The organism is Streptomyces fodineus (genome assembly GCF_001735805.1).
Lineage (GTDB): Bacteria > Actinomycetota > Actinomycetes > Streptomycetales > Streptomycetaceae > Streptomyces > Streptomyces fodineus.
In genome coordinates this window covers 2,102,877-2,126,735 of record NZ_CP017248.1, presented here as the reverse complement: position 1 = coordinate 2,126,735, position 23,859 = coordinate 2,102,877, and the positions used below count along the sequence as shown (strand labels likewise).

Annotated in this window: 10 protein-coding genes; 2 read left to right on the top strand and 8 right to left on the bottom strand. The window is 71.1% G+C overall.

Features of this window, described 5'->3' with window-relative positions:
* Positions 1–89: 89 nt before the first annotated feature.
* The 6 genes from BFF78_RS08505 to BFF78_RS08480 form a co-directional block, all read right to left on the bottom strand.
* A complete protein-coding gene (locus tag BFF78_RS08505) occupies positions 90–662 on the bottom strand; it encodes a helix-turn-helix domain-containing protein (RefSeq protein WP_079161219.1) in 573 nt (190 codons plus the stop codon).
* Entirely contained in the window at positions 659–2,110 is a 1,452-nt protein-coding gene (locus tag BFF78_RS08500; RefSeq protein WP_227025772.1) for a helix-turn-helix domain-containing protein, read from the bottom strand. Before BFF78_RS08500 ends, BFF78_RS08505 begins: the two co-directional genes overlap by 4 nt.
* 1,341 nt (positions 2,111–3,451) lie before the next feature.
* Positions 3,452–6,499 carry a pPIWI_RE module domain-containing protein gene (locus BFF78_RS08495; RefSeq protein WP_069777723.1) on the bottom strand — a complete coding sequence of 1,016 codons (3,048 nt, stop codon included), beginning with the start codon at positions 6,497–6,499 and terminating at the stop codon, positions 3,452–3,454.
* Between the two features lie 82 nt (positions 6,500–6,581).
* Positions 6,582–10,352: a pPIWI_RE_Z domain-containing protein gene (locus tag BFF78_RS08490; protein WP_069777722.1), complete on the bottom strand. Its 3,771-nt coding sequence runs from the start codon at positions 10,350–10,352 to the stop codon at positions 6,582–6,584.
* Positions 10,345–11,613, bottom strand: a complete 1,269-nt coding sequence (locus BFF78_RS08485) for a pPIWI_RE_Y domain-containing protein (RefSeq protein WP_069777721.1) — start codon at positions 11,611–11,613, stop codon at positions 10,345–10,347. The genes BFF78_RS08490 and BFF78_RS08485 overlap by 8 nt, the downstream gene beginning before the upstream one ends.
* Positions 11,606–13,375, bottom strand: coding sequence for a PD-(D/E)XK nuclease family protein (locus BFF78_RS08480; RefSeq protein WP_227025771.1), 1,770 nt, complete (start codon positions 13,373–13,375; stop codon positions 11,606–11,608). The genes BFF78_RS08485 and BFF78_RS08480 overlap by 8 nt, the downstream gene beginning before the upstream one ends.
* A gap of 158 nt (positions 13,376–13,533) precedes the next feature.
* On the opposite strand from BFF78_RS08480, the gene BFF78_RS08475 reads away from it, so the two are divergent.
* Complete coding sequence (locus BFF78_RS08475) at positions 13,534–15,015, top strand: serine/threonine-protein kinase (protein WP_069783467.1); 1,482 nt, start codon at positions 13,534–13,536, stop codon at positions 15,013–15,015.
* 28 nt (positions 15,016–15,043) lie between these two features.
* Here BFF78_RS08475 and BFF78_RS08470 read toward each other — a convergent pair whose 3' ends face one another.
* Both BFF78_RS08470 and BFF78_RS08465 read right to left on the bottom strand, forming a co-directional pair.
* Positions 15,044–17,095: an N-6 DNA methylase gene (locus BFF78_RS08470; protein ID WP_069777719.1), complete on the bottom strand. Its 2,052-nt coding sequence runs from the start codon at positions 17,093–17,095 to the stop codon at positions 15,044–15,046.
* Between the two features lie 177 nt (positions 17,096–17,272).
* Positions 17,273–18,286: a serine/threonine-protein kinase gene (locus BFF78_RS08465; RefSeq protein WP_069777718.1), complete on the bottom strand. Its 1,014-nt coding sequence runs from the start codon at positions 18,284–18,286 to the stop codon at positions 17,273–17,275.
* Positions 18,287–18,510: 224 nt separating this feature from the next.
* On the opposite strand from BFF78_RS08465, the gene BFF78_RS08460 reads away from it, so the two are divergent.
* Entirely contained in the window at positions 18,511–23,790 is a 5,280-nt protein-coding gene (locus BFF78_RS08460; RefSeq protein ID WP_069777717.1) for a DEAD/DEAH box helicase, read from the top strand.
* Positions 23,791–23,859: the final 69 nt, after the last annotated feature.

Sequence of the window (23,859 nt, the reverse complement as noted above, 5' to 3'; positions counted from 1 at the left end):
TGTGGCTGATCTCCAGCAGGTCGTAGATTCGTTGGCTGATGTACGGGCGAGTAGGCAGTTGATCGGCGGCGCCCGTGGCGTGGGGGAGCTCACGGCCGCCTCCGTACGCCGAGCGGCCGTCCGTGGTTTTGCTGGGGCCGCATCCGGGTGCCTGCCTGGTGCAGGAGCCGGTAGATGGTTGCTTCGGAGTAGCCGCAGTCGGCCGCCAGTTCTGGGACCGTGGCGCCGGCCTGGTACCGCTTCCGCAGTGACACCGCGAGCCGGTGCCGCTCGGCCGCCCGCTTTGCGGCGCGTATCCGGAGGGTTTCCTGCGCCGTGCGCGGGGTGCCGCCGGCCTCGATGAGCAGGCGCCGGGCGGCGCGTTTCGTCACGGATGCCGCCGCGGCCAGCTCGGCGAGCGTGGCGCCGTGCTGCTCGTACAGGGCGCGGAGTTGTGCGGCGAGGCGCCTGCGTGCCTGTGGGTCCTGGCGCATTCGGCGGGTCTGCCACGAGGTCCGCATCACGGTTCCGGCACTGCGCAGCCGGTTGAGGACGGTGCCGTACGACAGGCCACTGGCGGCGACCAGTTCCTGCACCGTCGCACCGGACTCGTACTGCTCTCGCAGGGTTTCGGGCGTCACCGCCTTGTTCGCCTCAGGGGTGGCGGGGGGTGATGAGGTCATGCAGCGGTCTCCCATTCGCTGAGGGCTTCGGCATGGGCGGCTGCCAGCTCGTCATAACTGCGCTGGTCAGCAGGCGTAAGGAGGATCAACCGGCCGTCGCTGGCCACACGCCAGTCAGGGGCGGGGCGGCCCGTGGCCGGGTCCAGTACGCGTCCGCCCGGGGCGCACCAGGCGGGCGGGATCTCGTCCGGACGGGGTGGGGGCACAAGGACCTGGCGGCCATTACGGACGATGACCACGGCCTTGCTGCGGTGCTCCGCGAGCCGGTCCAGTAGCTCCCGGTATGCCGCGCGTTCCGCGGCATGCCGTGCCCTGCGACCAGCGGCGACACCCAATGTGCCGTACTGCTGGGCCACGGCGTCCCAGCCCAGTGCGAGCTGGGCGGACGGGTCGGTAACAGCATGCGGTGGGGCGGTCCCGAAGCCTTCAAGCGCGCGGGGCGCGAGGGTCCAGGTCTCGCCGTGGTGGTGGACCAGGCCGTGGTCGGCCAGGCGGCGTAAGGCCCGGTACGCGGTGGCCCGGGATACTGACGCCGACCGGATCAGCTCTCCGGTGGTCTGGGACGGGCGGGCGTGCAGTGCGCCGAGGATCATGAGGGCGGAGCTGCCGAGGCCCTGGTGGGCGAAGGCGTCGTGGCCCATCAAGCGGGCGATGACGGTGGAGTCGATGTCGGCCCCCGTGTCTGTCTCAGGGGTGTGCCACTCCTCAAGTGCCGGGTCGGGGGGGTACTGAGTGGTCCGGGAACGAGACAGAGCAGCAGGAATGCCGTGATGGCCGGTACTGCCGTCGCTGATGTACCAGGTGGAGCCCTCCCGGCCGTGGCCGACCTTCAGCCGCCGCAGCCAGCCGCCGGGCTTGAGCACAGTTTCGTAGACGGCGCGGAGCGTCGTGCGGGAGATGCCTGCTTCCTCCGCGGTCTGTCGCTCGCTGGCGTGGTGCAGGGGCCCGCCAGCGATCTCGGCGAAGGTCAGATGCGCCCGCAGCACCCGCAGCGCGGTACGCCCCCGCTCCCCGGGCCAGGGCGTCGTCTCGACCCGGTCGCGCAACGCCGCGAGCACCTCGTGTGCGTGCTGGCGTGACTCCAGAGCCACCGTGCTGCTGACCGCCACCGAGGCGCTGGCCCACACACGGTGGATGTAGTCCAGGGCACGGGCCTGCCCGGAGCGCACCGCGATGTGCCGGGCATGCCGGCCACCCTCGTGATCGGGGTGCAGAAGCAGCCGGGTCAGGTCGTCGACGGTTCCACCGGCACGGGCCACATGGCAGGCGATGGCCGCCGTGACCCGGTGCCCGTGCTCGGCCGCGCCCTGACGCTCCCCGCGCAGGGCCACGCTGTGGCCGTCGGAAGTGAGCTTGCTGTAGCTGCCGGTCGCGTAGCGGCCGGTGAGGTCACCGAGGAGGACGAGATCAGCCGCGGCCGGCGGCAGCCTGTGAAGGCCCAGCCGCACGCTGCGGCCGACCGGTCGTCGGGACGAGTCTGGGTGATGGGTCTGCTGTGGCACGTCAGGTCGTCTCGCGAAAGACATGGACGCCACCGGGGCCCGCTAAAACCACGGGTGGTGTCCGGAACCGACCTCCAATCGGTGCCAGCGAAGAGCCTCCAGGATGGCCGTCCTGGAGGCTTTCGTGTGCCTGGCTCCGGTCGAGGCAGGCATCCCCATCGCGGCTCGGCCGGGGAGACCGTGAAGGAGTCGGAGTCGTCGGCCTGTCCGGCTCCGGACTCCCGGGCCGCTCAGGCGGCAGGAGCAGAGGGGTTGCCTCTGGTTGCCTCTGAGCGACCCGGGTCGATCCGGGGTCGAATCAGAGCGATTTCCTCTGACTGCCTCCGATCACCTCTGCAACCCGTCCTAGCAGGTCACAGCCGGTTCGCCCCACAAAGCCGCAGGTCAGGAGAGTGCTTCTGGAGAACCCGGCGTACAGCCCGACTCGTCTGCCATTGGGGCTCTGGCCAGGGGAAACTTGCTGGGCAGGGCATGCTGTCGCAGTTCCGGCCCGTACCTGCGGTTTCCTGGGAGTTCCCGCGTGGTCGTGCACGCGATGTGCACGCCGGCCGCGGTGCACGGGGTTTTGTCTCAGGGCTCTCCACCCTGGCCAGTAGGGGCCCTGGGCGGGTGATCCAGAGCATGAGACGGGCAGTGCTTGGTTAAGAGCGGGCAGCTGGTGATCGAGCAGCTTCCCGGCCAAATCGGTAGATCGTTGGCGATTGCGGTTCGAGTCCCTGGCGGGGGACGCGGAGCATGGGAACGAGTGAAGCCGCCGGTCGGGGGCGGGCGGCTGGTGATCCAGACGGTCGTCCAGTTGAAGCGGTAGGCCGATGTCGCTTGGCCGCAGGATCGAGTTCTGGGAGCGGGGCCCGCGCAGCGATTCCTCCAGCGCGTAGGGGGCGGCTGACTTGGTCGTGAGCAGGGTGGCGGGCAGACGCAGGAGAAGGCGGCGGCTGCCCCAGCTCGCGTAGTCGAGCCGGGGTCTTAGAACTGCTCGACCATCTTTGTTGTATCGCCCCGGAAGCCGCCCCGAAGTACTCGTTGGTAAAGCTTGTCGGGGTGATCCGGCCGGGTGGACAGGGTGGGATGAGCGAGGAGAACGGCCGGGCCGCGCGGGCGGCGAGGTGGACCCATGGCGACGTGGCCGACGTCGCGGCCAGACCCGAACCGGTCACGGTCACTCCAGGGCTCCGCCTTCCTCCGCTGGACCGCGCACACAAGCACAGAAGGGAGCGTGAGGGGCTGTCGTTGGTCTCTCAGGACACAGGTCCTGGGGATACCGGTGCGCATGTGTCGATCCCGTCCTCAGCCGTGGGCAGTCTCGGCCTCGTCGTCCGGCGTCGTGGACAGTCCGGCCGCGTCGGCGAGATCTGGGTCCTCCATGCTCTGGTTTCCAGCAGGTATGTCCGACTCCTCGTTCGAAGTCCGGTCGGGGTCGGCGAGTGTCGGGAGGACGTATGCCTGGGCCAGCCCCGCGAGGTGGAGGGGGAGGGGGAGAGACAGGGCGGCGGCGTAGTCCGGGGCCTGGCGGAGCTGGTCCATGGCGAGGGCCAGCGCCTCGGGGTCGTCTGGCTTTTCCAGTACGGGGGCCGCGGAGTTGTCGTCTTCGTGGCAGCCCAGTACCGCGATCTCCACCAGGGTCGGGTTCCAGGCGCTCGTGCCCGCCTGCGAGGTGAGGTTGCCTGCCGCGTTTACCCGGGTGGCGAGGCGGTCGAGTGCGGGGGAGATCGCATGGGTTCCGGGGCGTTCGGTAGTGCTGTAGAAGACCCGCTCGCGCGACGAAGCCCCGTCCCCGTACCGCTGCTGGGGATCCTGTGCCCAGAAGCCAGCAGGCTGTCCGTGGGGCTTGCCCGGGTCGGCCAGACCCCACCACTGGGCGCTCTCGCGACCGCCGCATCCGCGCACGCGTACGAGGCGCAGTTCGTCGTCCAGTCGGCCTGCCGGGGCGTGGCCGGTCTTGATCAGGTCGCGTTCGGTCTGGCCGTCCTGGAGCCATGGCCAGTGCGTTCGGCTGTTCTGAGCGTGGGTGATCAGCGCGGTGGGCTGCCCTCGGAGGGAGTGCAGCACGCGCTGGAGAAATGCCGCCGTCTCCTTGCGCTGCTGTGCGAGGTTGCTGCGCCACTGCTTGCCGGTGACCCGAGGGGCATCGTGACGTGCGTCTTCGTCTGGAGTCTCAGGTTCCGTGAACGCTTCGGGGCCGATCTCCGCCTGTTTCACCAGACCGAGGAGGAACTGCGGATAGGGCACCCATTCCCCCGCGGTGTCGTCCCAGCCGCGTACGGCCGCGAGGCCTTCCCCGGCCGGGAGCGGGGTGACGAGGACGGCCACAGGCAGGTGCTTGGGCAACCGGGTCGGGCCGTCCTTGCGACGTTTCACCATCCACACCGCCGCGTATTGCAGCGAGTCCGGAAGATCGCCACCAAGGGTGTGGTGGGGCAGGACGCGGACGCCCAGCTGGCGCAGTCCGTCGAGCCACGCGCTGCACGTGCGGTGGTCGAGGCTTTCCGCATTGTCGATCTGCCGGTCGGTGGACGGGGTGACGACGAACTGAGTCAGCAGGCCCGCGTCGGCGCACCCGAGGCGGATGGCGAACTTGGGGTCCGTCGACGCCGGGCGGAACGTGCTGCGGTGTGCGACTTCCACGAGGGCGAGTTCGGGGCGGGAGGGGTCCGCGCCGTCCGCGCAGAGCCAGGCGCGCAGGGCGCGGCGCCGTTCGGCGACGGCCGCCGCGAGCGCCGCGCCTTTGCCCTTGACCGCCAGGTCGGGCACGAGCCGGTCGCCCAGTCCGTCGGCGAGGGGCAGGCAGCGCAGCCGGAGTGTGACCTCCGCCGTCCGCCACTCCAGGACGACCGGTGCTCCGGGCGTGGCCTCGTCGAAGTCCCGGTCCGTGACATGGGCGGCACTGGCGCCGCCGTCGCCGTCGAGGCCCAGGGCCTTGGCGAACTGTTCCACTGCCTCGCCGCGTACCTCGGGTGACTGCCACAGCAGCCGCACCTCCACCACGGGCGGGCCGGCCTGTTCCGGGCCGTCGTAGGCGATCTGGACCTGTGCCGCGAGTGCCACGCGCCGTGCATGGGTCTCGCGCAGCAGCTCGGCCTTCTTGGCCTCGTCTGTCCTGGGCTTGGGCCGCCGGTTCTGCGGCGCGCCGATGCCCTTGCCGCGTCCGCGCGTGAGGTCGGGTACCCGGGCCAGTGTTTCAGGGAGGGCCTGCTCGGCCCATTCGGTGAGCTGGGCCCGCTGGTTGGGCATGAAGCCGGTGCCGATCTCGTGCTTGCCCATCCTGGTGCTGTGGACCACGGCGGCGCGGACGCCACGGCCTTCGCCGATCCAGGAGACCGGTTCGGTGAGGAGCTGTTCGGGGTCGGGGAAGTTCCCGGCGAGGCTGAGTCCGCGCAGGATGCCGGCGGTGTCGTTCTCCGACCAGACGAAGGTGTCGGCGGCCCGGTCGCGGCGCAGGCGGGCGAGTGCGTAGCGGTCGGTGGCCGGTGCGCCGGGCAGCCAGGGGATGGTGGGCCGCAGGTAGACGGTGGTGGCCTCCCGGTAGGGCAGGTTGAGGCGTTTGGTGGTGGTCCGAGGGTGGGTCGCCCAGCGGCGTACACCCCAGTGCAGGTGGAGACGCGGCCTGGGGTCGAACGGCGTGGTGTGCAGGGAGATGTTCAGGAGGACGGAGAACCACCACTCCTTGCGCTTGACGGTCCGGCACAGAGGCTGCGACATGAGTTCCGCGCCCTGGTCCCGAGGCCCGCGGGGCAGCGCTCGGAACCGCAGCTCCCCGCCCTCGAACGGGAAGGGATCGAGGGTCAGGATGCGGCGTGCCAGGGCGTCGGTGGCGAGTTGGAACTGGCGCGGTTCCGGGGCGGCGGTGCCGCCCCGCGTGGTCGGGGTGGTGAGGAGTTCGACGCCGGTGAGCGGCTGCCACTCGGGCAGGTTCTGCTTCAGCTCGGTGCTGCTCGCGAGCAACAGCGAGCGGAACCGGGGATCCTGTGCGGAGTCCTTGGGACCGAGGGTACGCAGCCAGGCGTCGAGGAGCTGCTGCATGGAACGGCCCGGGAGGGGGTCGGGCGCCGAGGCCGGTACATACATCCAGAAGTCCTCAGCGGCCTGCAGCCCCGGTTCCACGGGGATCCGCGGCCGGGGGCGGACGATCACGTCGGGGGCGAGGGTCTGGAGCACGCCGTCGAGTCGGCGGGTGGGCAGCGTGGGCTGCCGCTTCTCCTCGTCCCGCCCGTGGTTGTGCAGCTCGAGGAGTCCGGCATGCCAGTGTTCGGGGAAAGGGAGTGCGTGGAAGTCCTCGGTCCAGGGGGTGCTCTCCTCGGCCAGGTGGTACGCGGATCGGCGGATGTTCTTGTACATGTCGGTTCTCCCTGCGATGTCCGTACGTGGGCGGGTGCGGTTGCCCGCCGACAGTGCTGCCCAGGGCGGTGGTTGGAGTGCTTCAGTCGACCGATCGTGGGCCGGGTGACGTCCCCATGGCACACAGCGCTTCGTACAGCGGGCGGTAGAGCAGCTTGACGAGTGCGGCGTCGGCGGGATCGGTGCGCGCGCCGTACCCGACGGTGCCGGTGTCCGTGTCGGTGTGCGCGAAGTACGGCGCCAGAACGTCCCGTAGCCTGACCAGCAGCCCGGGGTCGCCTGCGCGGCGTGGACGCCGGTCCTGGCCGGTGAAGGGCGCCTGTGCCTCGGCGAGTCGCGGTGCGAAGGCCGCGTCGACGAACACGACGCGGGCGGGTACGCCACCGCGGACGAGGCGCCCGATGACCTGCCAGATGGTGACGAGCTGGTCCCAGACGAAGGACTTCTTCTCGTCATCGGAGAGCGAGGAGTAGATGTAGGGCCGTGACAGTACGTGCCGCCACACGCCGCGTGCGGTGGTCCTGAAAGCGCTGCCTGCCGCGTTGAGGTCCCCCGCCTGGGTGACCATGTCGCTGAACGTCCCTTCGTCCGGCAGCTTCAGTTGACCGCGTACGAACCGCGTCGCCCAGTCGTTGATGGCGAAGACCGCCAGGGAGAGGTCGTCGGGGCGGGGGTGCGGGCGGACCAGGAAGAACACCGTCCCGAACGCCGCCACCTTCTCCTCGCCGGGCCGTTGGGGGGCGGTGAGGATGTTGTGGCCTCGCTCCACGGCGAGGAGGGGCGCCACGAGCAGTTCGGCGTCCGGGTCGTCGGCGAAGGACGCGAGGTCCCCACGCCGGACCGCTCCTGCGCCCGATTCCGTGGCCGGCGCCTGGCTTCGTGCCGACGCAGTCCCGTCGACGGCGGCCTCCAGTTCGGCGTCGTCGGCGGCCAGGACGCGTACGCGGCCACGCCAGCGCGGGATCTCGTTCAGGGCGGTGGCGGTCACTTTGGCTTCCGCGTAGCTGCCCACCAGGAGCAGCGCACGTTTGCGGCGCTGGTCGGGGATTCGGGCGAGTTCGCTCTGGAGAGGGGAGGAATTGCCGTCGCTCCGGGATCGGGCGAGCCGGTCGATCATCAGGCGCAGGACGTCCTCGCGCTGGTCGGGGTCCTGGCCGGAGAGCCGGATCGGCTGTCCTGCGGCGTCGTACAGGAACTCGGTGCGGAACACGGTCTTCCGGATGGCGTCGAGAGCCTTGGGCTGCGGTTTCAGTACGGCGCGGACAGGTGCGAGGACGTGGGCTCGGGTAGAGGTGCCGGCCCAACTAGTGCCCGACATCAGCAGCACGTGTGGGCCTGCCTTGCCGAGGCCTGGATCGGCGCCGAGCTGGGGAAGACCCAGCAGCAGTTCCCGGCCCACGCCCGCGCAACGGAAGAAGCGCAGGGTGCCGGTGCGGTGTCCGTCCTTGTCGCGGGCGGCGGCCCGTTCGTCCACCAGGTACTGGAAGCCCAGGACGTTGCCCATGGGCGCTTCGGGCAGCAGTGGCGCGTAGTCGAGGGGCGGGCGGCGGGTCAGCTCGTGGGCCGCAGAGTCCAGCCGTAGCGCTGCCTCCACCTGAGGCCACAGGAACGTCACCCGGTCTAGGCGTTGGTGTAGGGCGGCGAGGACAAGGGTGAACTCCAACCGCCGTGCGTTGAGTTCACGCCACTCCTCGGTGAGTGGTACGTCCTCGGGGGCACGCTCCTTGCCTCGCTCGGCAGCAGGCATGGGGCGCTGTTCCGGGCCCGGCGCTCCGACGAGGAAGGAGTCGAGGAGCGCGCGGACTCGGCGTCGTGTCCGCTTCTCGTCGAGGGTGTGCAGGACGTCGTGGGCGAGGGCCGTGAGCTTGTCGGTCGGGGTTCCGTAGGGGCCGCGTCCGCCGAGCGGATCGTCGCGGAACGTGTCGAAGTAACCGGTGATCTCGGTGCGTCGCTGCGCCCAGGGCGCGTCGGGCACGGGGGAGTCGCCATCGGCCCCGAGCCCTTCCTCGTCCTCGTAAAGTGCGCTCTCGCCCTCGACATCCCCTTCGTTCGTGCTGTCCGGCCGCCCGGCGGCCTGGCCTCGCGTCAGCGGGTACCAGGCATGCAGCAGCTTCTCCTGGAGGGTCCAGGCGCTGAAGTAGTCGATCTGCGCCCAGTCCCGCAGGCCTCCGTCGTCGATGAGCATGGCGTACAGCCGGTCCGCGGCGGAACCTACGACGTCCAGGGCGGCGGACCACCGTTCCACGTCCTGGTCGGAGAGCTGCAGTCGTCCCTGCCGGGCGAGTTCGGCGATCTCATGGGTCTGCAGCTGGTCGAGCCAGGAGTCGGAGACACCGGTGGTGACGAGCGTGGCCGACGGGGCGAACATCTGGTCGAGCTGCATCTGTACGCGGTCGGCCTCGTCGACGACGACGATGTCGCTGCGCAGGCAGGCCAGCTCCAGATAGCGCAGGCGCTCGGCGTTGAGCTGACGCGGCACCGCGGTCTGGACGAGACTGGCGGGGTTGGCCACCCAGATCAGCGCGTCCACGAGGTCACGCGCGGCGGAGTGCCGGGGGCAGACGCTCCACAGCGGGCAGGCGTGCGGGGTGCCCAGGTCCTCTTCGTCGGCATCGGTGTCGTCCGTGGCGCCCTCCCTGTCGACGGCGCCTCGGGCTCGTTCGAGCTCGCGTACCGCCCGCTCGGCCGCGGGCTCCTCGGCGGCCTCCTGGCGCCGAGCGGGGTGAAGGGCACCGCACGGCGCGTCGGTGTAGCGCAGGGGCTCGGACGTGTCGAGTGCGCGCAGGGCGTCCAGCGGGCAGGCGGTGCTGAGGTGGGCGAAGACGGGTCCGGTGTGAGCCAGTAGGGAGTGTTCTCCCCGTGCGGCGAGTCTGCGGTGCAGCCGCTGGGTGTGCTGGAGCCGCGTCGTGCCCCCCTGCACCAGGGCGGCGCTCAGGCCGAGCGTGCGGAACAGCTCGGTCAGCGTCAGCTGTTCGGCCACGTCGCCGACGACGAGAGTGATGCGCAGGCCGTTGTGGTACGCCCAGACCGCGAGCAAGGTCATCAAGGTCGACTTACCGGCGCCGACCATGCCGACGAGGTGGGTGAGCCGGTCGAGCGGCAGCGCGGACGCCGCTTGGAAGGCTGTCCCGTCCGGGGTACGGGTGTCGAGGTCGAGTTGGGCGAGACGCTGCTCCCAGTTCCCCGCCTTGAGCCCGCGCCGCTGCTCCTCCGCGTCCACCCACCGTGCGACGTCCGCGAGTTCGTCGAGTGGCACGTCGAGGGGACCTGCGGTGGCCGGGCGTTCGGCCGTGAGGGGGTGGCCGGGGAAGGAGTCCCGCACGAGATCGGCGGGGACCGTGACGGAAGTGCGCCGGTGGCGGCGGTCCATGAAGCGATGCTCGCCCGCCTCCGCGTGGGGAAGCACCTTCGTGGCGAAGCCGGGAAGGTTCGCGAGCGCGTCGTCGTAGGTGGTGAAGCGGTCGGCCGCCACCTTGAGGGGGACCCGATGGGCGGGCTCCCCGGCCGCCGGGACGCGGTACGCGCGCAGCCGTTCGGGCAGTTCCAGGTAGGCGTCCAGGCTCTGCTGCCACATCCGGCCGCGGCGCATCGGCCAGAGCAGGTGCCGGGCCGCGGCCAGTGCGACCTGTTCGGTGGTGCCAGTGGGTAGCTTCGAGGCCCGCGCGAAGGCGAGGCTGTAGCCGCCGAGGAGCGTCCACGCCCCATCGGCAGCGTGACCGGGCGCCACGGTCTCCATCAGCCGCAGAGCGAGTTCGACCTGGCAGAGCAGAGCGGGCCGGGTCCCGGCGTGTTCTTCGGGCCAAGGCCTCAGTGCGGCGACGACCGGCTGGTACCAGCTGCTGCGGTCACGCATGGTCTGCTCCCTTCTTCCCGGCGCCGTCGGTCGCCGCCGTCTGGCTTCCGGACCGGGACGACGCCGTGCGTGCCCCGCCGTGCTCCCTGGCCGGAGGCACGGTGTGCGGGGGCGCGATGGACGCGTCCGGCCCGCGTTCGCCGGACAGCCGCAGCCGCGCGGCCCGTTTCAGTTGGTCGTCCGTCAGCAGCCGCAGACCGCCCGCCCCCGCGCCCCGCTCCTTGGCGTATATGGCCAGGTAGTCGCGGCGGGCGCGGACCCGGAACGCGGGCACCACCCAACAGGCTTCGTCGTACGGGGGCTCGGGGCGGACGGCGGTGGCGGCGCGCCCGAGGAAGGCGGGGTGTGCCCAGTCCTTGACGTCGACGGCCCACACATGCCCCTCGGGGAAGGTGATGCGAAGGTCGTACGCGTCGAAGCCGGGCCACATCTCGACGGTGAGGCTCAGGGCGCGCAGCTCGCCCTCCAGAAGGACCTCAGCGCGTCCGGGCCCGGTGACGAACTGCCGCAGTGCTTTCCGTAGTTGACGCAGCTCGCCCACCTCCGCCGCGACGAGTTCCCGGCCGTGCGGTGGTGGGCCCTGGTGCCGGCACTGGTCGCGCTCGCACCACCACTCGGTCTCGGACACCGGATGGAGCAGGGTCAGGCAGCGGTGACAGCACAGGTACGCGCCGTTCCGGCGGAACCCGAGCGGGACGGGGGCGTAGATCTCCTTGATGAGAAAGCGCACGGGGTCGAGGAAGAGGTCGGTGCTCACCTCGGCCCAGTCCTCCTCGGTGAGGACGGGCCGGTTCACCAGGAGGCGCCGGAAGGCCGTGTATGACTCGGGCGACGATACGGCCCGGCAGGCGCGCAGGGCCGCGTGGATCACCAGGCGGTCGTACTGCCGTCCGGTGCTGTCGCCGTACCCCCGTACGGCGAGCTCGTGGCAGAGCTGCGAGGGCTCTCCGGAACCCTCGTCGATCAGCCGGTCCGCGGTGTCGAACAGGTCGGCGGGCAGCCGGTCCAAGGGCCAGCTGCCCAAGGGGCGGACGCGGGCCCAGCGCATCATCTCGGGCACCCCGGCCGGAGGCTTGGCGCCGTTGCGCAGGCACTGGAGCACCAGGGCGTCCAGGGCCCGCTGCGCGCCGGCCGGGTAGGGCAGGGTGAAGGAGTCGAGGTGATCGACGGCCGCCAGGTGCAGGACGGCGGTGGCCACGTCCCGCAGGAGGACGACATCGGGGTTGGACAGCCAATCCGGTACGAGCTGTTGGTCAGGCATGGGGCGGGGCGTCTCCTCGCGGCGGGGTCTGTGTCTCGGGGCTCGACGGGCGCGGATGGTCGGTGACGTAGGCGGTGCCGGGCCGACACCAGGTCCGGGCCTGACAGCCGTGACAGTGGCGTCCGGTCCTCGGTTCGTACGTGGTGTCGTCCAGGAGCGGCTGGGCGAGTCCGGCGATGACGGCCCGGGCCTCGTCGACGATTTCGGCGCGGCCGGGGTCGACGCGTTCGAGCCGGCTCTCCCCACGGACCTCGCGCAGATGCTCCAGTTCGACCCAGGAGCGGCGCGGGTCGTCGCCGAGCGCGCCCGCGTGGAACAGCAGGACACCGAGGGCGAGTTGGGGATAGGCGTGCAGCAGGGAATCGCGTTCCCACAGCGGGCGGGTCGATGTCTTGGTCTCGCGCCAGATCCACCGGCCGCGGTGGGTGTACACCAGGTCGGGTACGGCGAGGACGACGATGTCGAGTTCAGGTACGTAGGCCGTGACCCGATGCTGTACGAGTACCTGCTCGTCGGCGTCGAGTCCGTTGAGCGGGCACAGCAGCCGGTGTTCCGCGAGCATCCCGGCGGCCTCGCGTGCGGAGGTGTCGTCGAGTCCGGCCCTGGCCTGTACCGCCGTCGGCCAGGGGATCTCCCGGTCCCGGCAGCCGCGCACCGGGCGTTCGGTGTGCTCCGCGTCGAGCCAGGCGTCGACGGCTCTGCCGCGCCGTGCCCCCCGGTCCTCGGCCGAGAGGTCGTTGAGGTGCAGTCGCCGCACCAGGTGGTACTGGGCGGGGCACTCGACGTGCAGCCGCAGGTCCCAGACGGAGACGGAGCGGCGTGGGCGTGCGAGAGCCGGAGGGCGTCCGCCCCACAGCCGCGGGGTGCGCTTCAGATCCGTGCAGCCGGCGATGGCCTTGCAGTCGACACAGCTCTCCCCGGGCCGCACGCCGGGTTCGGTGGCAGCGGTGATGAAGGCGGGCGCGGCGTCGTCCCTGAACCGCTGCCTCGCCTCGGCGGGGTCTGCGGAGAGCAGCTCCTCCACGGACCCGTCGGCGCACCCGACGTCGAAGACGCGGACCAGTTCGGGCAAGCAGGCGCTGTCGGTCTCGGTGGGCGGAGGCTGGGCGCCTTGCTTGCGTCGGGGCGTGGGCGCGCCGAAGGCCATCACCTGTGCTACAGCCCCGAGTTCCGCGTCGGGACGGCCGGTCTTGGCCCGGCCCAGGGAAGGCAGCCACAGATCGCGCACCCTTCCGTCGGAGGAGGCGTACATGCGGCCCCAGAGGGTGTGCTCGTACTGCCGGGCGCCCCGCGCGTCGGGAGCGTCCGTGCGGGCAGTGCGCCATGTCCACGGCTGCTTCACCGGCTTGGTCTCGGGCAACCCGGCCTCGACGGCGGCTGCCTGTTCGCGGGTACGGGCGGCCACGTAGCGCTCCAGGGCGTGGGCGGTCCAGGCCAGGTGGGCAGGGTGGACTGGGGCGCCCCATCCCCGGAAGGGACCGCGGGTTGCCCGGAGTTCCTCGCGTACCCGCTCCACGGACCAGCCGTCGTGTTCCAGCAGGTCGAGGGCGGTGAAGAGCGGGCCGAACCCGAACTCCTCGCGCGGCGGCCGCGAGTAAGGCACGGCCGGGTCGGCGACGAGCAGGGGCCGCATCGCGGTGCGCCGGTGGGTGGGACAGGCCGCGTCGTCAGGCCGGGCCGTCCGGGGGCTCGCCCTGATCAACCAGTCGTGACCGGCGACGCCGGGTGGGTTCTGCATGGTGACCCCCGTGGCAGGTGGCATAGGCAGAAGGGTGCCCAGAGCGACGGGAGTCCGAGGACATCCGGGCACCACCTGAGCATGGCACAAGATTGTGAACTGAGTCCACGGACGGCTCGCGTCTAGAATCTTTCACGCTACCCTGGTGGGTCTGATGCGTAGTGGTGCGAAGGGGCACGGTGGTGGACGCGGATACGTACAAGCCCGGCGTGGGTGATCTGGTCGACGGGCGCTACGAGTTGAGGGACTCGCTGGGCAAGGGCGGGATGGCCCAGGTCTGGCGGGCCCGAGAGGTGTCCGGGGGGCGGGAGGTGGCGGTGAAGTTCCTGCGCCACGACTCCGAGGCCCTGTACTGCCTCGACCCGTACGAGCGTGAGGCCGAACTCGCCGTCAGGAACGCCCGGTTCCGGCGCGAGGCCAACCTCCTGGGCACGCTCGACCACCCGGGCATCACCGAACTGTACGGGGGTGGATCGCACCGGGGCGTCCCCTACATCGCCATGCGCCTGGTGACCGGGGTGAGCCTGCGGACGTTCCTCGACGAGCACAGTCCCCTGCCGCTGGCCACGGCGGTCGCCGTCGCCGTCCAGGTGGCAGGGGCGTTGGTCTGCGCGCACACACTCCCGGTCGTCCACCGGGACCTCAAGCCCGCGAACATCATGATCGACGAAGAGGGCTGGGCCGTCCTCATCGACTTCGGCATCGCCAAGCCGCTGCACGCCGACGCCACCCGGTACACGGCACACGGTTCGACGCTCGGCACCCGCGGCTATCTGGCGCCGGAGCAGCTCCTTGAGCGCGAGCCCACCACGCGCACGGATGTCTACTGCTTCGGCTGCATCCTCTACGAACTCCTGACCGGGCGGCCCCCGTTCCCGCTCGGCCCGGAGTCTGGCCTCACCGACAAGCACCTCAACGAGGTGCCGTTGCCGCTGAGCGTGTACGCCGCGGGCATTCCGGAGCCGATCGACGATCTGGTGCTGCGGATGCTCGCCAAGAAGCCCGAGCAGCGCCCGGCCGTCGACGAGGTCCTGGCGGTCCTCGCCCCGTACGCCCCGGCGGTCGGCGATCCGGAACCCCGGCCCCGCACCCACCCCGACCCCACCGCCCCCCTGCGCCGGCCGCAGGACCGGGCTGTTCGTCCGCGCCAGGTCGCTCTCACACCGCCTGCCGCGTCCGCACCGGCCGACGAGTGGCTGGACGCCCGTGTGGTGGAACAGCTCTGCGCGCAGGCCGAGTCGGAGATCGCGTCCGGTGAGCCGGGCGACGCGACCGCCCGGCTGTCCGGCGTGACAGAACGCGTCCGCGAGGAGTGGGGCGAGCGGCGCCCTCTGGTGCGTCGCGTGTGGCAGGGGGCCGCGGACGGATTCCGCCTCTCCGGCAACTTCGGCGCTGCGGCCCGCCTCTACCAGGCCGTCGACAACGACCTCATGCACGGGGACGGCCCGGCCGAGCGGGCCGATCGCGCCCTGATCCGGCTTCGCCTGGCCGAGTGTCGGCTCACCTTCGGGGAACTGGAGGCGGCCATCGCGGCGGTGGACGCGGCGGGCCGCACCGCTGCCGGACTGCCACCGGAACTCGCGGCTCGTGTCGAGGCCGTACGCCAAGCGGTCGACGCCCAGCTCACGGCCCGCCTGGCCGAGCCCAGGCGCGGGGAGGTGTGACGCCGGCCGGTGCGGGCGAGCCGATGTGCTACGCCTGGTTGGCCAGGCGTCCGGCCGCCAGTTCGTCGCCAAGGTCGCGGGCAAGGCTGGTGCCGAGATCAGCCGCGCGGCGCAACAGCCGTTCGAAGGCGGTGAGTTCGCGGAACGCCTCTCCGTAGCGCCGTTGTTCTCCGAGGGGAACCTGGCGGATCTGAAGACGGCGGACGTCGATGCGGGAGGAGTTCGTGGTGTGGGTTCCGGCCTGCCGGGCATTGGCGGGAGCCCGCAGTGAACCGGCGAGGAACCAGGCGTCGAGCTGTTCGGGCTGTACCCGCACGGCATGCAGTTGTGGGCCGAGGGCGGTCGGCGGCCCCTCGTGGACCCAGGCCGAGAAGGCACGGGCGACGCCCACCACCACGATGTCCCCGGGCTCGGCGATCACGGCCTCGCCGGCCGCTGCGGTGCCGGGAGCGAGCCAGCTGCGGGGTTCGCCGTCCACCAGAAGATCGGGGACGGTGAGGAGGGGGATGCCGTCGTCGGACGGCGGGCCGGCCTGGATCGATTCCTCCGGCGGCTGCTGGCCGCCGCGCAGGGTGAGCGCCCCGGCCCGGGCGAGCTCGGCGACTGTGGTTGCCGTCGGTGTGTCTGCCTCGGCCGTGGCGAGGTCGAGCGCCGCGAGCAGCCTGGCCGACTTGTTCACATTCGCGGTGAGCCCGGTGAACTCCCGCCAGGATTCGGCCAGTCGGGGGGCCGTGTCCGCCGGGGACGGGGCAATGTGGCGTCCAGGGGTCAGGTCGACCTCGTCGTTGAGGAGTTCGATGACGGGCACCTGTCGTACACAGGCAGGGGCCTGTGGGGAGTCCGCCTCTTCGACGGCCTCGCGCACGAAAGCGCTGATCGCCGCCCAGTCGGGGGTCCACTTCTCCTCCGCGTCCCGGGGGAACCGCGAGGCCGCGTCGGCGACCAGCAGCCGATCGCCCACCGGCGTGCCTTCCCCGTGGACGGGCATCCGCAGCACCCACAGGTGCAGGGAGACGCTGTGCGGTGCGGCGCAGCCCGGCGGCAACGCTACGACGGCCCGCAGTTGCCCGGTGCGCAGCAGCGAGCCGCGGATGCGGCGGCCGGCCTTCCTGGCCGCGACGGCGGGCGGCAGCAACAGTACCGCGGCGCCGCCAGGCCGCAGCTGGGCCAGGCAGTGCTGGACCCAGGCGAGTTCGGGCTCGGTGCGCGGGGGAAGGCCGTGGCTCCAGCGGGCGTCGGTGGCCAACTCCTCGTATCCCCAGTCCCGTTCGTTGAAGGGCGGGTTGCACAGGACGATGTCGGCGGGGGTGCCGGAGAACGGGTCGTCGCGCAGGGAGTCCGCAGCCCGTACGGAGACCTGCGCCCACTCCTTCTCCCTGTGGCCCTCTCTCTCGGCGAGGGCCATGCGGGAGTCCGCCAGCGAGGCGAGGACGGCGTCCCGGTCACTGCCGAGCAGTGTGAGTGCCTCGGCGCCGGATACCCTTGCGGCATCGGCCCCGGCCAGGAGGAGATGCCCTGGGCCGCAAGCAGGGTCCATGACCGTGATGCCGCCGGAGCTGCCGGGACTGTCGCCCGCCACGCCGTTGGCCGCCCCGAGGGCGAGTTCTGCCATGAGGGATGCCAGCGGTTCCGGGGTCGTGGCGATCTGGCGCACATGGACGTCGAGCCAGCGGCGCAGCAGAAACGCGAACGTTTCCGTGCCCCCTTCACGCTGTCCGAGATCCACGGCCCGTTCGATCAGCTCCCGTGTCTCGGCACGGATCTCTTCGCCTTCGTCGCTCGCCCGCCCGGCGAGGAGCCGTCCTACCTCGGCGATTGCGGCCCCGGTCTCGTCACGCCCGCCGAGCGCCTCGAAAGCGGGCCAGAGCCATTCCCTCTCGGCGGACTTCTTCAACTTCTTGTTGTCGCGCAGCCAGTCCTCGATGTCGGTCAAGGAGAACTGAGGGTTGGTGTCGGTGCCGGCGATCCGCTCGGGGAAGGACGGATGCCGCCGCCGCCAGTTGCTCACCGCGGCTCGTCCCACACCCGCAAGGCGGGCGATTTCGGCCAAGGTCACCGGTACGGCGCGCGACGTGGACATCTACACTCCCAGGGCATTTCTGGTGGAGGGAGGACTTTCCCCTCGGTCATGGGTGTGTGATCAAGCCACCCTTCCTCCGAACTGCATCGGTCAGCGTACACGACCATTGACTTTGTTCACAGATGCGTAAGGGGGTTTTGGGGCGTACGTCGCGTTCCGGTCGGCGAGGCGCGCGGGTCAGCGCGACGGCCGGCTGTTCCGCCTGGACGCCGCCCCCGTCCGCCCGGCTCGGCCGCTCCGCCCCGATGTTGCCCATGCCCGCACCGGCCGGGCCTCCGGTCCCATTGGGTGGGTGAAGGGCCGCAGCGGGTCCACTTCGGCCCACGGGAGGAGTGCCTGTTCGGGGGTGCGGCGCTCGGGCAGCCATACGGCGAGGCGCCGCCACACCTCGCCGGCGTGGGCGGGTCGCTCGTCGGGGTCCTTGGCCAGTAACTGGAGTACCAGGTCCTCCAGTTCGGAAGGGATGCCCGCGCGAAGCCTTCCGGGCGGTACGGGCGGCTGCTCAAGGATCATGCCGGGCAGCATCAGTTCGGACTCGTGCGTGAAGACCGGCTCGCCCGTCAGCATCGCGTACAGCAGGCAGCCCAACGCGTACAGATCGGTGCGGGGGTCGACCGGCTTGCCCTGCACCTGTTCCGGCGCCATGCACTCCAGGCTGCCGGGGCGCTCACCGGTCGTGGTGAGGCCTGTGGTGTCCGGGTCGAGGAAGGCGGCGACGCCGAAGTCGAGGACCTTGACCACGCCGTCCGTGCGGATCACGACGTTGCTGCCCTTGAGGTCGCGGTGCACGACGTCGCGGGCGTGCACGGAACCCAGGACCGAGGCGATCTGGACGCCGATCGACGCGGTCTCCTCGATGGAGAGCGGGCCCTCCTCGACGATCCGGTCGTCGAGCGGGGGTCCGATCACGTACTGCATGACGAGAAAGCGGGTGCCGTTCTCCTCGCCGAGGTCGTAGACGGTGGCGAGGCCCGCGTGGTCGAGTCGCGCGACGGCCTGCGCCTCCCGGCGGAACCTTTCGGCGTCGCGGGCGCGCTGCTCCTCGGTCAGCCCCGGATCGACGTTCATGGTCTTCAACGCCACGTCACGGCCCAGGTTCTCGTCGTGGGCGAGCCAGACGACTCCCATGCCGCCCCGGCCGATCAGGTGCTTGATCCGGTAGCGACCGGCGATCAGTGTTCCGGTGTCCATTCGCCCTGCGGCCCGTCCCCTCCGTGCCCTGCCGCGCCCTGCCCGGGCTGTTGTCAGGGAGAGTGTGGCACGGCAATGCTTCGAATGCTTCCCCCGCGACGCATTATCCGTTGACTGAGTTCACATGCTCTTGCTCTAATGGGGATGAAGGCGGGACGGTCCGTCCCGTGTGCCTCACCCACTACGGTGATGCGTGGATTACGTCGGGAGCTAGTGAGGATCACGTGGACGTCTTCGAGGTGCACCGTCGGCTCATCCGGGACTATAAGGAATACACGTCCGGATCGGTGGTGATCGACGACCCGCGGATCGGCGAGAAGGTGTCCAAGTCCCTTGCCGACGGCGACCAGTGGCCCGACCCCTGGCTCTCGCTCAACCCGAGCTTCGCGAGCGGCGGCACCGTCGACCACCTCGCCGACGACCTCGGCCTCCTCCACCCCGAGTGCAAGCGGATCTTCCGCACCGGCAAGGACAAGCGGGGTGCGACGATCCGCCCCATCCGCTTCCACCGGCACCAGCGCGACGCCATCGAGGCCGCCGACTCGAAGGACTCGTACGTCCTGACGACCGGCACCGGCTCCGGAAAGAGCCTCGGCTACATCGTGCCCATCGTCAGCCGGATCCTGAGCGAGAAGCGGCCCGGAGACCCCCCGAGCATCAAGGCGATCATCGTCTACCCGATGAACGCGCTGGCCAACAGCCAGCGGGGCGAGCTGAGGAAGTTCCTCACCGCCGGATACGGCGAGGGCAACGAGCCCGTCACGTACGCCCGTTACACCGGCCAGGAGAAGCAGTCCGAGAAGGATGCGGTCCTCGACACCCCCCCGGACATCCTGCTCACCAACTACGTGATGCTGGAGCTGATGCTCACCCGCCCCGAGGAGCGCAAGCGTCTCATCGGCCGGGCCAAGGGCCTGCGCTTCCTCGTCCTGGACGAACTGCACACCTACCGCGGCCGTCAGGGCGCCGACGTCGCCCTGCTGGTCCGGCGCGTGCGCGAGGCGTGCGAGTCGCCCGCCCTGCAGTGCGTCGGCACCTCCGCCACCATGTCCACCAAGGGCACCCCCGCCGCCCGCCGCCGTGAGGTCGCCGAGGTCGCCTCCACCCTGTTCGACACGGAGATCTCCCCAGACCGGGTGGTGGGAGAGACCCTGGTCCGCGCGACCGGCGACACGATCCCCACGCGTGCCGAACTCGCTGCCCGCCTAAGGGAGAACAACCCTCCGCTGGAGTACGACGCACTCAAGGCCGACCCTCTGGCCCGCTGGGTCGAGACCGCCTTCGGCCTCACCGAGACCACCGACGAGGACGGCACCCGTCTGCTGGTGCGCGCAAAGCCCACCACCGTGGAGCTCGCCGCGCGCGTCCTGCGCGAGGACGCCTTCGACGTCCCGCGCGACGCACCCGAGGACGAGCCGTACACCGCCTGCGCCAAGGCCATCCGGTCCACCCTCCGGGCCGGCACACAGGTCCGCGACGCCGACGACCGCGCGCTGTTCGCGTTCCGCCTCCACCAGTTCCTCTCCAAGGGCGGCTCGGCGTACGTCTCCCTGGAGCCGGCGGACAGCCGCCACATCACCCGTACCTACCAGCAGCGGGTGCCCGGAGAGCCGGAGAAGCTCCTGCTGCCGCTGTCCTTCTGCCGCGAGTGCGGCCAGGAGTACCTCACCGTGGCCCGCGAGCAGAGCGACGACGGCACGGTCGCCTTCCGCACCCGTGAGGACGCGGACGACGAGCAGGGCTACCTCTACCTCTCGGCCACCAACCCGTGGCCCGAGCGTGTCACGGACGCGATCGACCAGCGCCGCTTCCCCGACAGCTGGCTCACCCTCGACCCGAAGAAGGGCACGCCCGTCCTCACCGCGAGCCGTAAGAAGCGCGCCCCGCAGCCTGTGTGGGTGAGGCCCGATGGCGCGGCGGTGAACAAGGACGCGGGCGGACTGTACGCCGCCTACGTGCCCGCTCCGTTCCTGTTCTGCCTGGAGTGCGGGGTCAGCTACGAGCAGGTCAGGGAACGCGACTTCGCCAAGCTGATGACGCTCGACCAGGAGGGCCGCTCCACCGCCACCTCCGTCGTCAGCGCTTCCATCGTCCGCCACCTCAAGAGTCTGCCCGCGGACGAACTCGGCGAGGACGCACGCAAGTTGCTCACGTTCGTCGACAACAGGCAGGACGCCAGCCTGCAGGCGGGCCACTTCAACGACTTCGTCATGGTCACCCAGCTGCGCGGCGCCCTCTACCGCGCCATGCTGAAGGCGGGAGAGGCGGGCCTGCGCTGGAAGCGGCTGGGCGAAGAGGTCGTGGCCGCCATGGGGCTGGCCCGTCACGAGTACGCCAACAACCCCACCGAGGTGGAGGCGCTCGCCGAGGAGACGCTGAACGCGCTGGCCCAGGTGGCCGAGTACCGGCTCTTCCTCGACCTGGAGCGCGGCTGGCGGATCACCATGCCCAACCTGGAGCAGGCCGGTCTGCTGGGCCTGGAGTACGCGGGGCTCGACCAGATCGCCCAGGACGAGGAGCGCTGGCAGCGCGCCGCTGGGCCGCTGCGCACCGCGACCCCGGCCACCCGGCTCGACCTGGCCCGCGTCCTCATGGACGAGCTGCGCCGCCAGCGCGCCGTGGACACCCCGTACTTCACCGAGGCCAAGTTCAACGAGCTGCGCAAGGAGTCCGCCAAGCTCAACGACGCGTGGGCCATCGCCGAGACCGAGTCCGCGCCCCCCGCGCCCGGCGTCGCGGTGGCTCTCTCCGGCCGGCCCGGTCGCTCCGGGCGCACCCGCAGCGAGCTGAACCTCACCGGCCGCACCGCCTTCGGCCGCCACGTCCGCAAGCCGGAAACCTTCCCGGACTGGAGCCACGACCTCTCCCTCGACGACGCCCAGGACGTGATCCGCGACCTGCTCGAGGTCCTCGCCGACGGCGGTGTCCTGAGCCGGATCACCCAGGGCCGGGGCGAGGACCCCGGCTACCAGATCCACCACCCGGTGATCCGCTGGCACGCCCGCGACGACGAGCACGGCGCCGTGGACCGGCTGCGCCGCACCTACCGCACCGGCCGGGGCCCCCGCGTCAATGCCTTCTTCAAGGGCCTCTACAAGGAGGTCGCGTCCACCTTCGCCGGACTGCACGCCGCCGAGCACACCGCCCAGGTCCACCCCGACGTCCGCGAGGAGCGGGAGAAGCTGTTCAGCAAGGGGCTGCCGCTGCCCCTGCTGTACTGCTCGCCCACGATGGAGCTCGGCGTCGACATCGCCAGCCTCAACGCCGTCAACCTCCGCAACGTCCCGCCGACCCCCGCGAACTACGCCCAGCGCTCGGGCCGCGCGGGCCGCTCGGGCCAGCCCGCGCTGGTCACCACGTACTGCGCGACCGGCAACAGCCACGACCAGTACTACTTCACCCGCTCCGACCAGATGGTCGCGGGCACCGTCGCCGCGCCCCGCCTCGACCTGGCCAACGAGGACCTGCTCGCCTCCCACGTGCACGCCATCTGGCTCGCCGAGACCCGCCTGGAACTCGGGCGCACCATGACGAAGATCCTCGACACGGACGGCAAGGCTCCCTCGCTGGAGCTGCTGGACGGGGTGCGGGAGCAGATCGGCAAGCCGGCCGCCCAGCAGCGCGCCCTCGCACGGGCCCGCACCGTCCTCGCGGGCTGCGTCGAGGCCCTGCGCGAGACGTCCTGGTGGCACGAGCAGTGGCTGGAGGACACCGTCGCCAAGGCACCCGGGCGTTTCGACGAGAAGTGCGGACGCTGGCGGAACCTCTACCGCAAGGCCCTGGAGGAGCGGGAGATCCAGCACGACAACATCCGCAACCGCACGGCGACCGGCCGTTCCCAGGCCCAGGCTGTCCGCCGCCGCGCCCAGGCGGAGAACCAGATCGCCCTCCTGGAGAACAGGCAGGGCGGCGAGCGCACGGTGCTGTCCGACTTCTACCCGTACCGCTACTTCGCCTCCGAGGGCTTCCTGCCCGGCTACTCCTTCCCCCGGCTGCCGCTCGCCGCGTACATCCCCGGCACCGGCCGCACCAGCCGCGGCTACGACGGCGACTACCTCCAGCGGTCCCGCTTCATCGCGATCCGCGAGTTCGGGCCGGGCGCGCTGATCTACCACGAGGGCAGCCGGTTCAAGGTGGACCGGGTACAGCTGCCCCCGGACACCAGCGGCGAACTGACCACCGAGAGCGCCAAGGTGTGCCAGGGCTGCGGCTACCTGTCCCCCGAGGAGCGGCGCGAGGACACCTGCCTGGGCTGCGGCAGCACGTACGGCGACCCCCGCACCGGGCTGCTGCACCTGCACACCGTCTTCACCCACCGTCGTGACCGGATCTCCTCCGACGAGGAGGAGCGCCAGCGCACGGGCTACGCGGTGGAGATCTCCTACCGTTTCAAGCAGCACGAGGACGGCCGGGACGGTTCGCTGCGCGCCGAGGCGAAGGCCGCGGCCGGCCGCCTCCTCGCCGAACTGGTCTACGGCGACAGCGCCACCGTCCGGCTCACCAACCTGGGCTACCGCCGCTCGGTCGCCAAGGGCGACATCGGCTTCTGGCTCGACCCGGTCACCGGCCAGTGGCTGGCCGGCTCCACCGGCAGGCCGAGCACGAACGCGCCCGGCCGGGAGACCCCGGTGGAGGACGAGGGACTCGCCGACGCGGAGAAGGTCGCGCGCAAGATCCCCGTCATCCCGTACGTCCAGGACACCCGTAACATCCTCGTCCTCAAGCTCGCGGCCCCCGTCGACAAGGACACCGCGATCACCCTCCAGTACGCGCTGGAGCGGGGCATCGAGGCCGAGTTCCAGCTGGAGGACTCCGAGCTGGACACCGAGGAGCTGCCGCCGCACGATGGTCCCCGCGAGCGGCTGCTGTTCATCGAGAGCGCCGAGGGCGGCGCGGGCGTCCTGCGCCGCCTCCAGGCCGAGCCCGACGCGCTCGCCCGCGCCGCCCGCCGGGCCCTGGAGATCGCGCACTTCGACCAGGTCGGACGCGACCGGGGAGCCGAGAAGCGCAATGGCGACCCGTGCGAGAAGGGCTGCTACGACTGCCTGCTCTCCTTCGGCAACCAGCGCCACCACCGGATGATCGACCGCCACCTGGTGAAGCAGCTGCTGATGGACTTCGCGGGCGGAGAGGTTGGCTCCAGCCACGCGGGCCGCACCCGCGACGAGCACGCCGACGCGCTCATCGAGGGTGCGGACTCCTCCCTGGAGGAGCGGTTCATCGCCTACCTCAGGACCCACGGCCACCGCCTGCCAGACCACCAGCAGGTCAGGCTGAGCGCGGCCCTGTCCAAGCCGGACTTCGTCTACGACACCTCCTTCGGCCCCGTCGCGGTCTTCGTCGACGGTCCGCACCACGACCACGCCGAGACGACGCTGCGCGACGAGGAGGCCGCCGAGCGGCTGAAGGAGATCGGCTGGGAAGTCATCCGCATCCGCTACGACGATGACTGGTCGAAGGCCGTGGCCGACTACCCTTCGGTGTTCGGCGAGGCGCGCCGCTGATCTCAGGGACCGGGGCGGACCCCTTCGGCCCGCCCCGGTCCCACGGACCACACGCGATCCGCCCGGCCG

Coding starts and splice junctions, on each gene's coding strand:
- BFF78_RS08485 (WP_069777721.1), bottom strand. CDS start 11,613: ATGCCTGACCAACAGCTCGTACCGGATTGGCTGTCCAACCCCGATGTC.
- BFF78_RS08490 (WP_069777722.1), bottom strand. CDS start 10,352: ATGCGTGACCGCAGCAGCTGGTACCAGCCGGTCGTCGCCGCACTGAGG.
- BFF78_RS08505 (WP_079161219.1), bottom strand. CDS start 662: ATGACCTCATCACCCCCCGCCACCCCTGAGGCGAACAAGGCGGTGACG.
- BFF78_RS08465 (WP_069777718.1), bottom strand. CDS start 18,286: ATGGACACCGGAACACTGATCGCCGGTCGCTACCGGATCAAGCACCTG.
- BFF78_RS08480 (WP_227025771.1), bottom strand. CDS start 13,375: ATGCCACCTGCCACGGGGGTCACCATGCAGAACCCACCCGGCGTCGCC.
- BFF78_RS08495 (WP_069777723.1), bottom strand. CDS start 6,499: ATGTACAAGAACATCCGCCGATCCGCGTACCACCTGGCCGAGGAGAGC.
- BFF78_RS08470 (WP_069777719.1), bottom strand. CDS start 17,095: ATGTCCACGTCGCGCGCCGTACCGGTGACCTTGGCCGAAATCGCCCGC.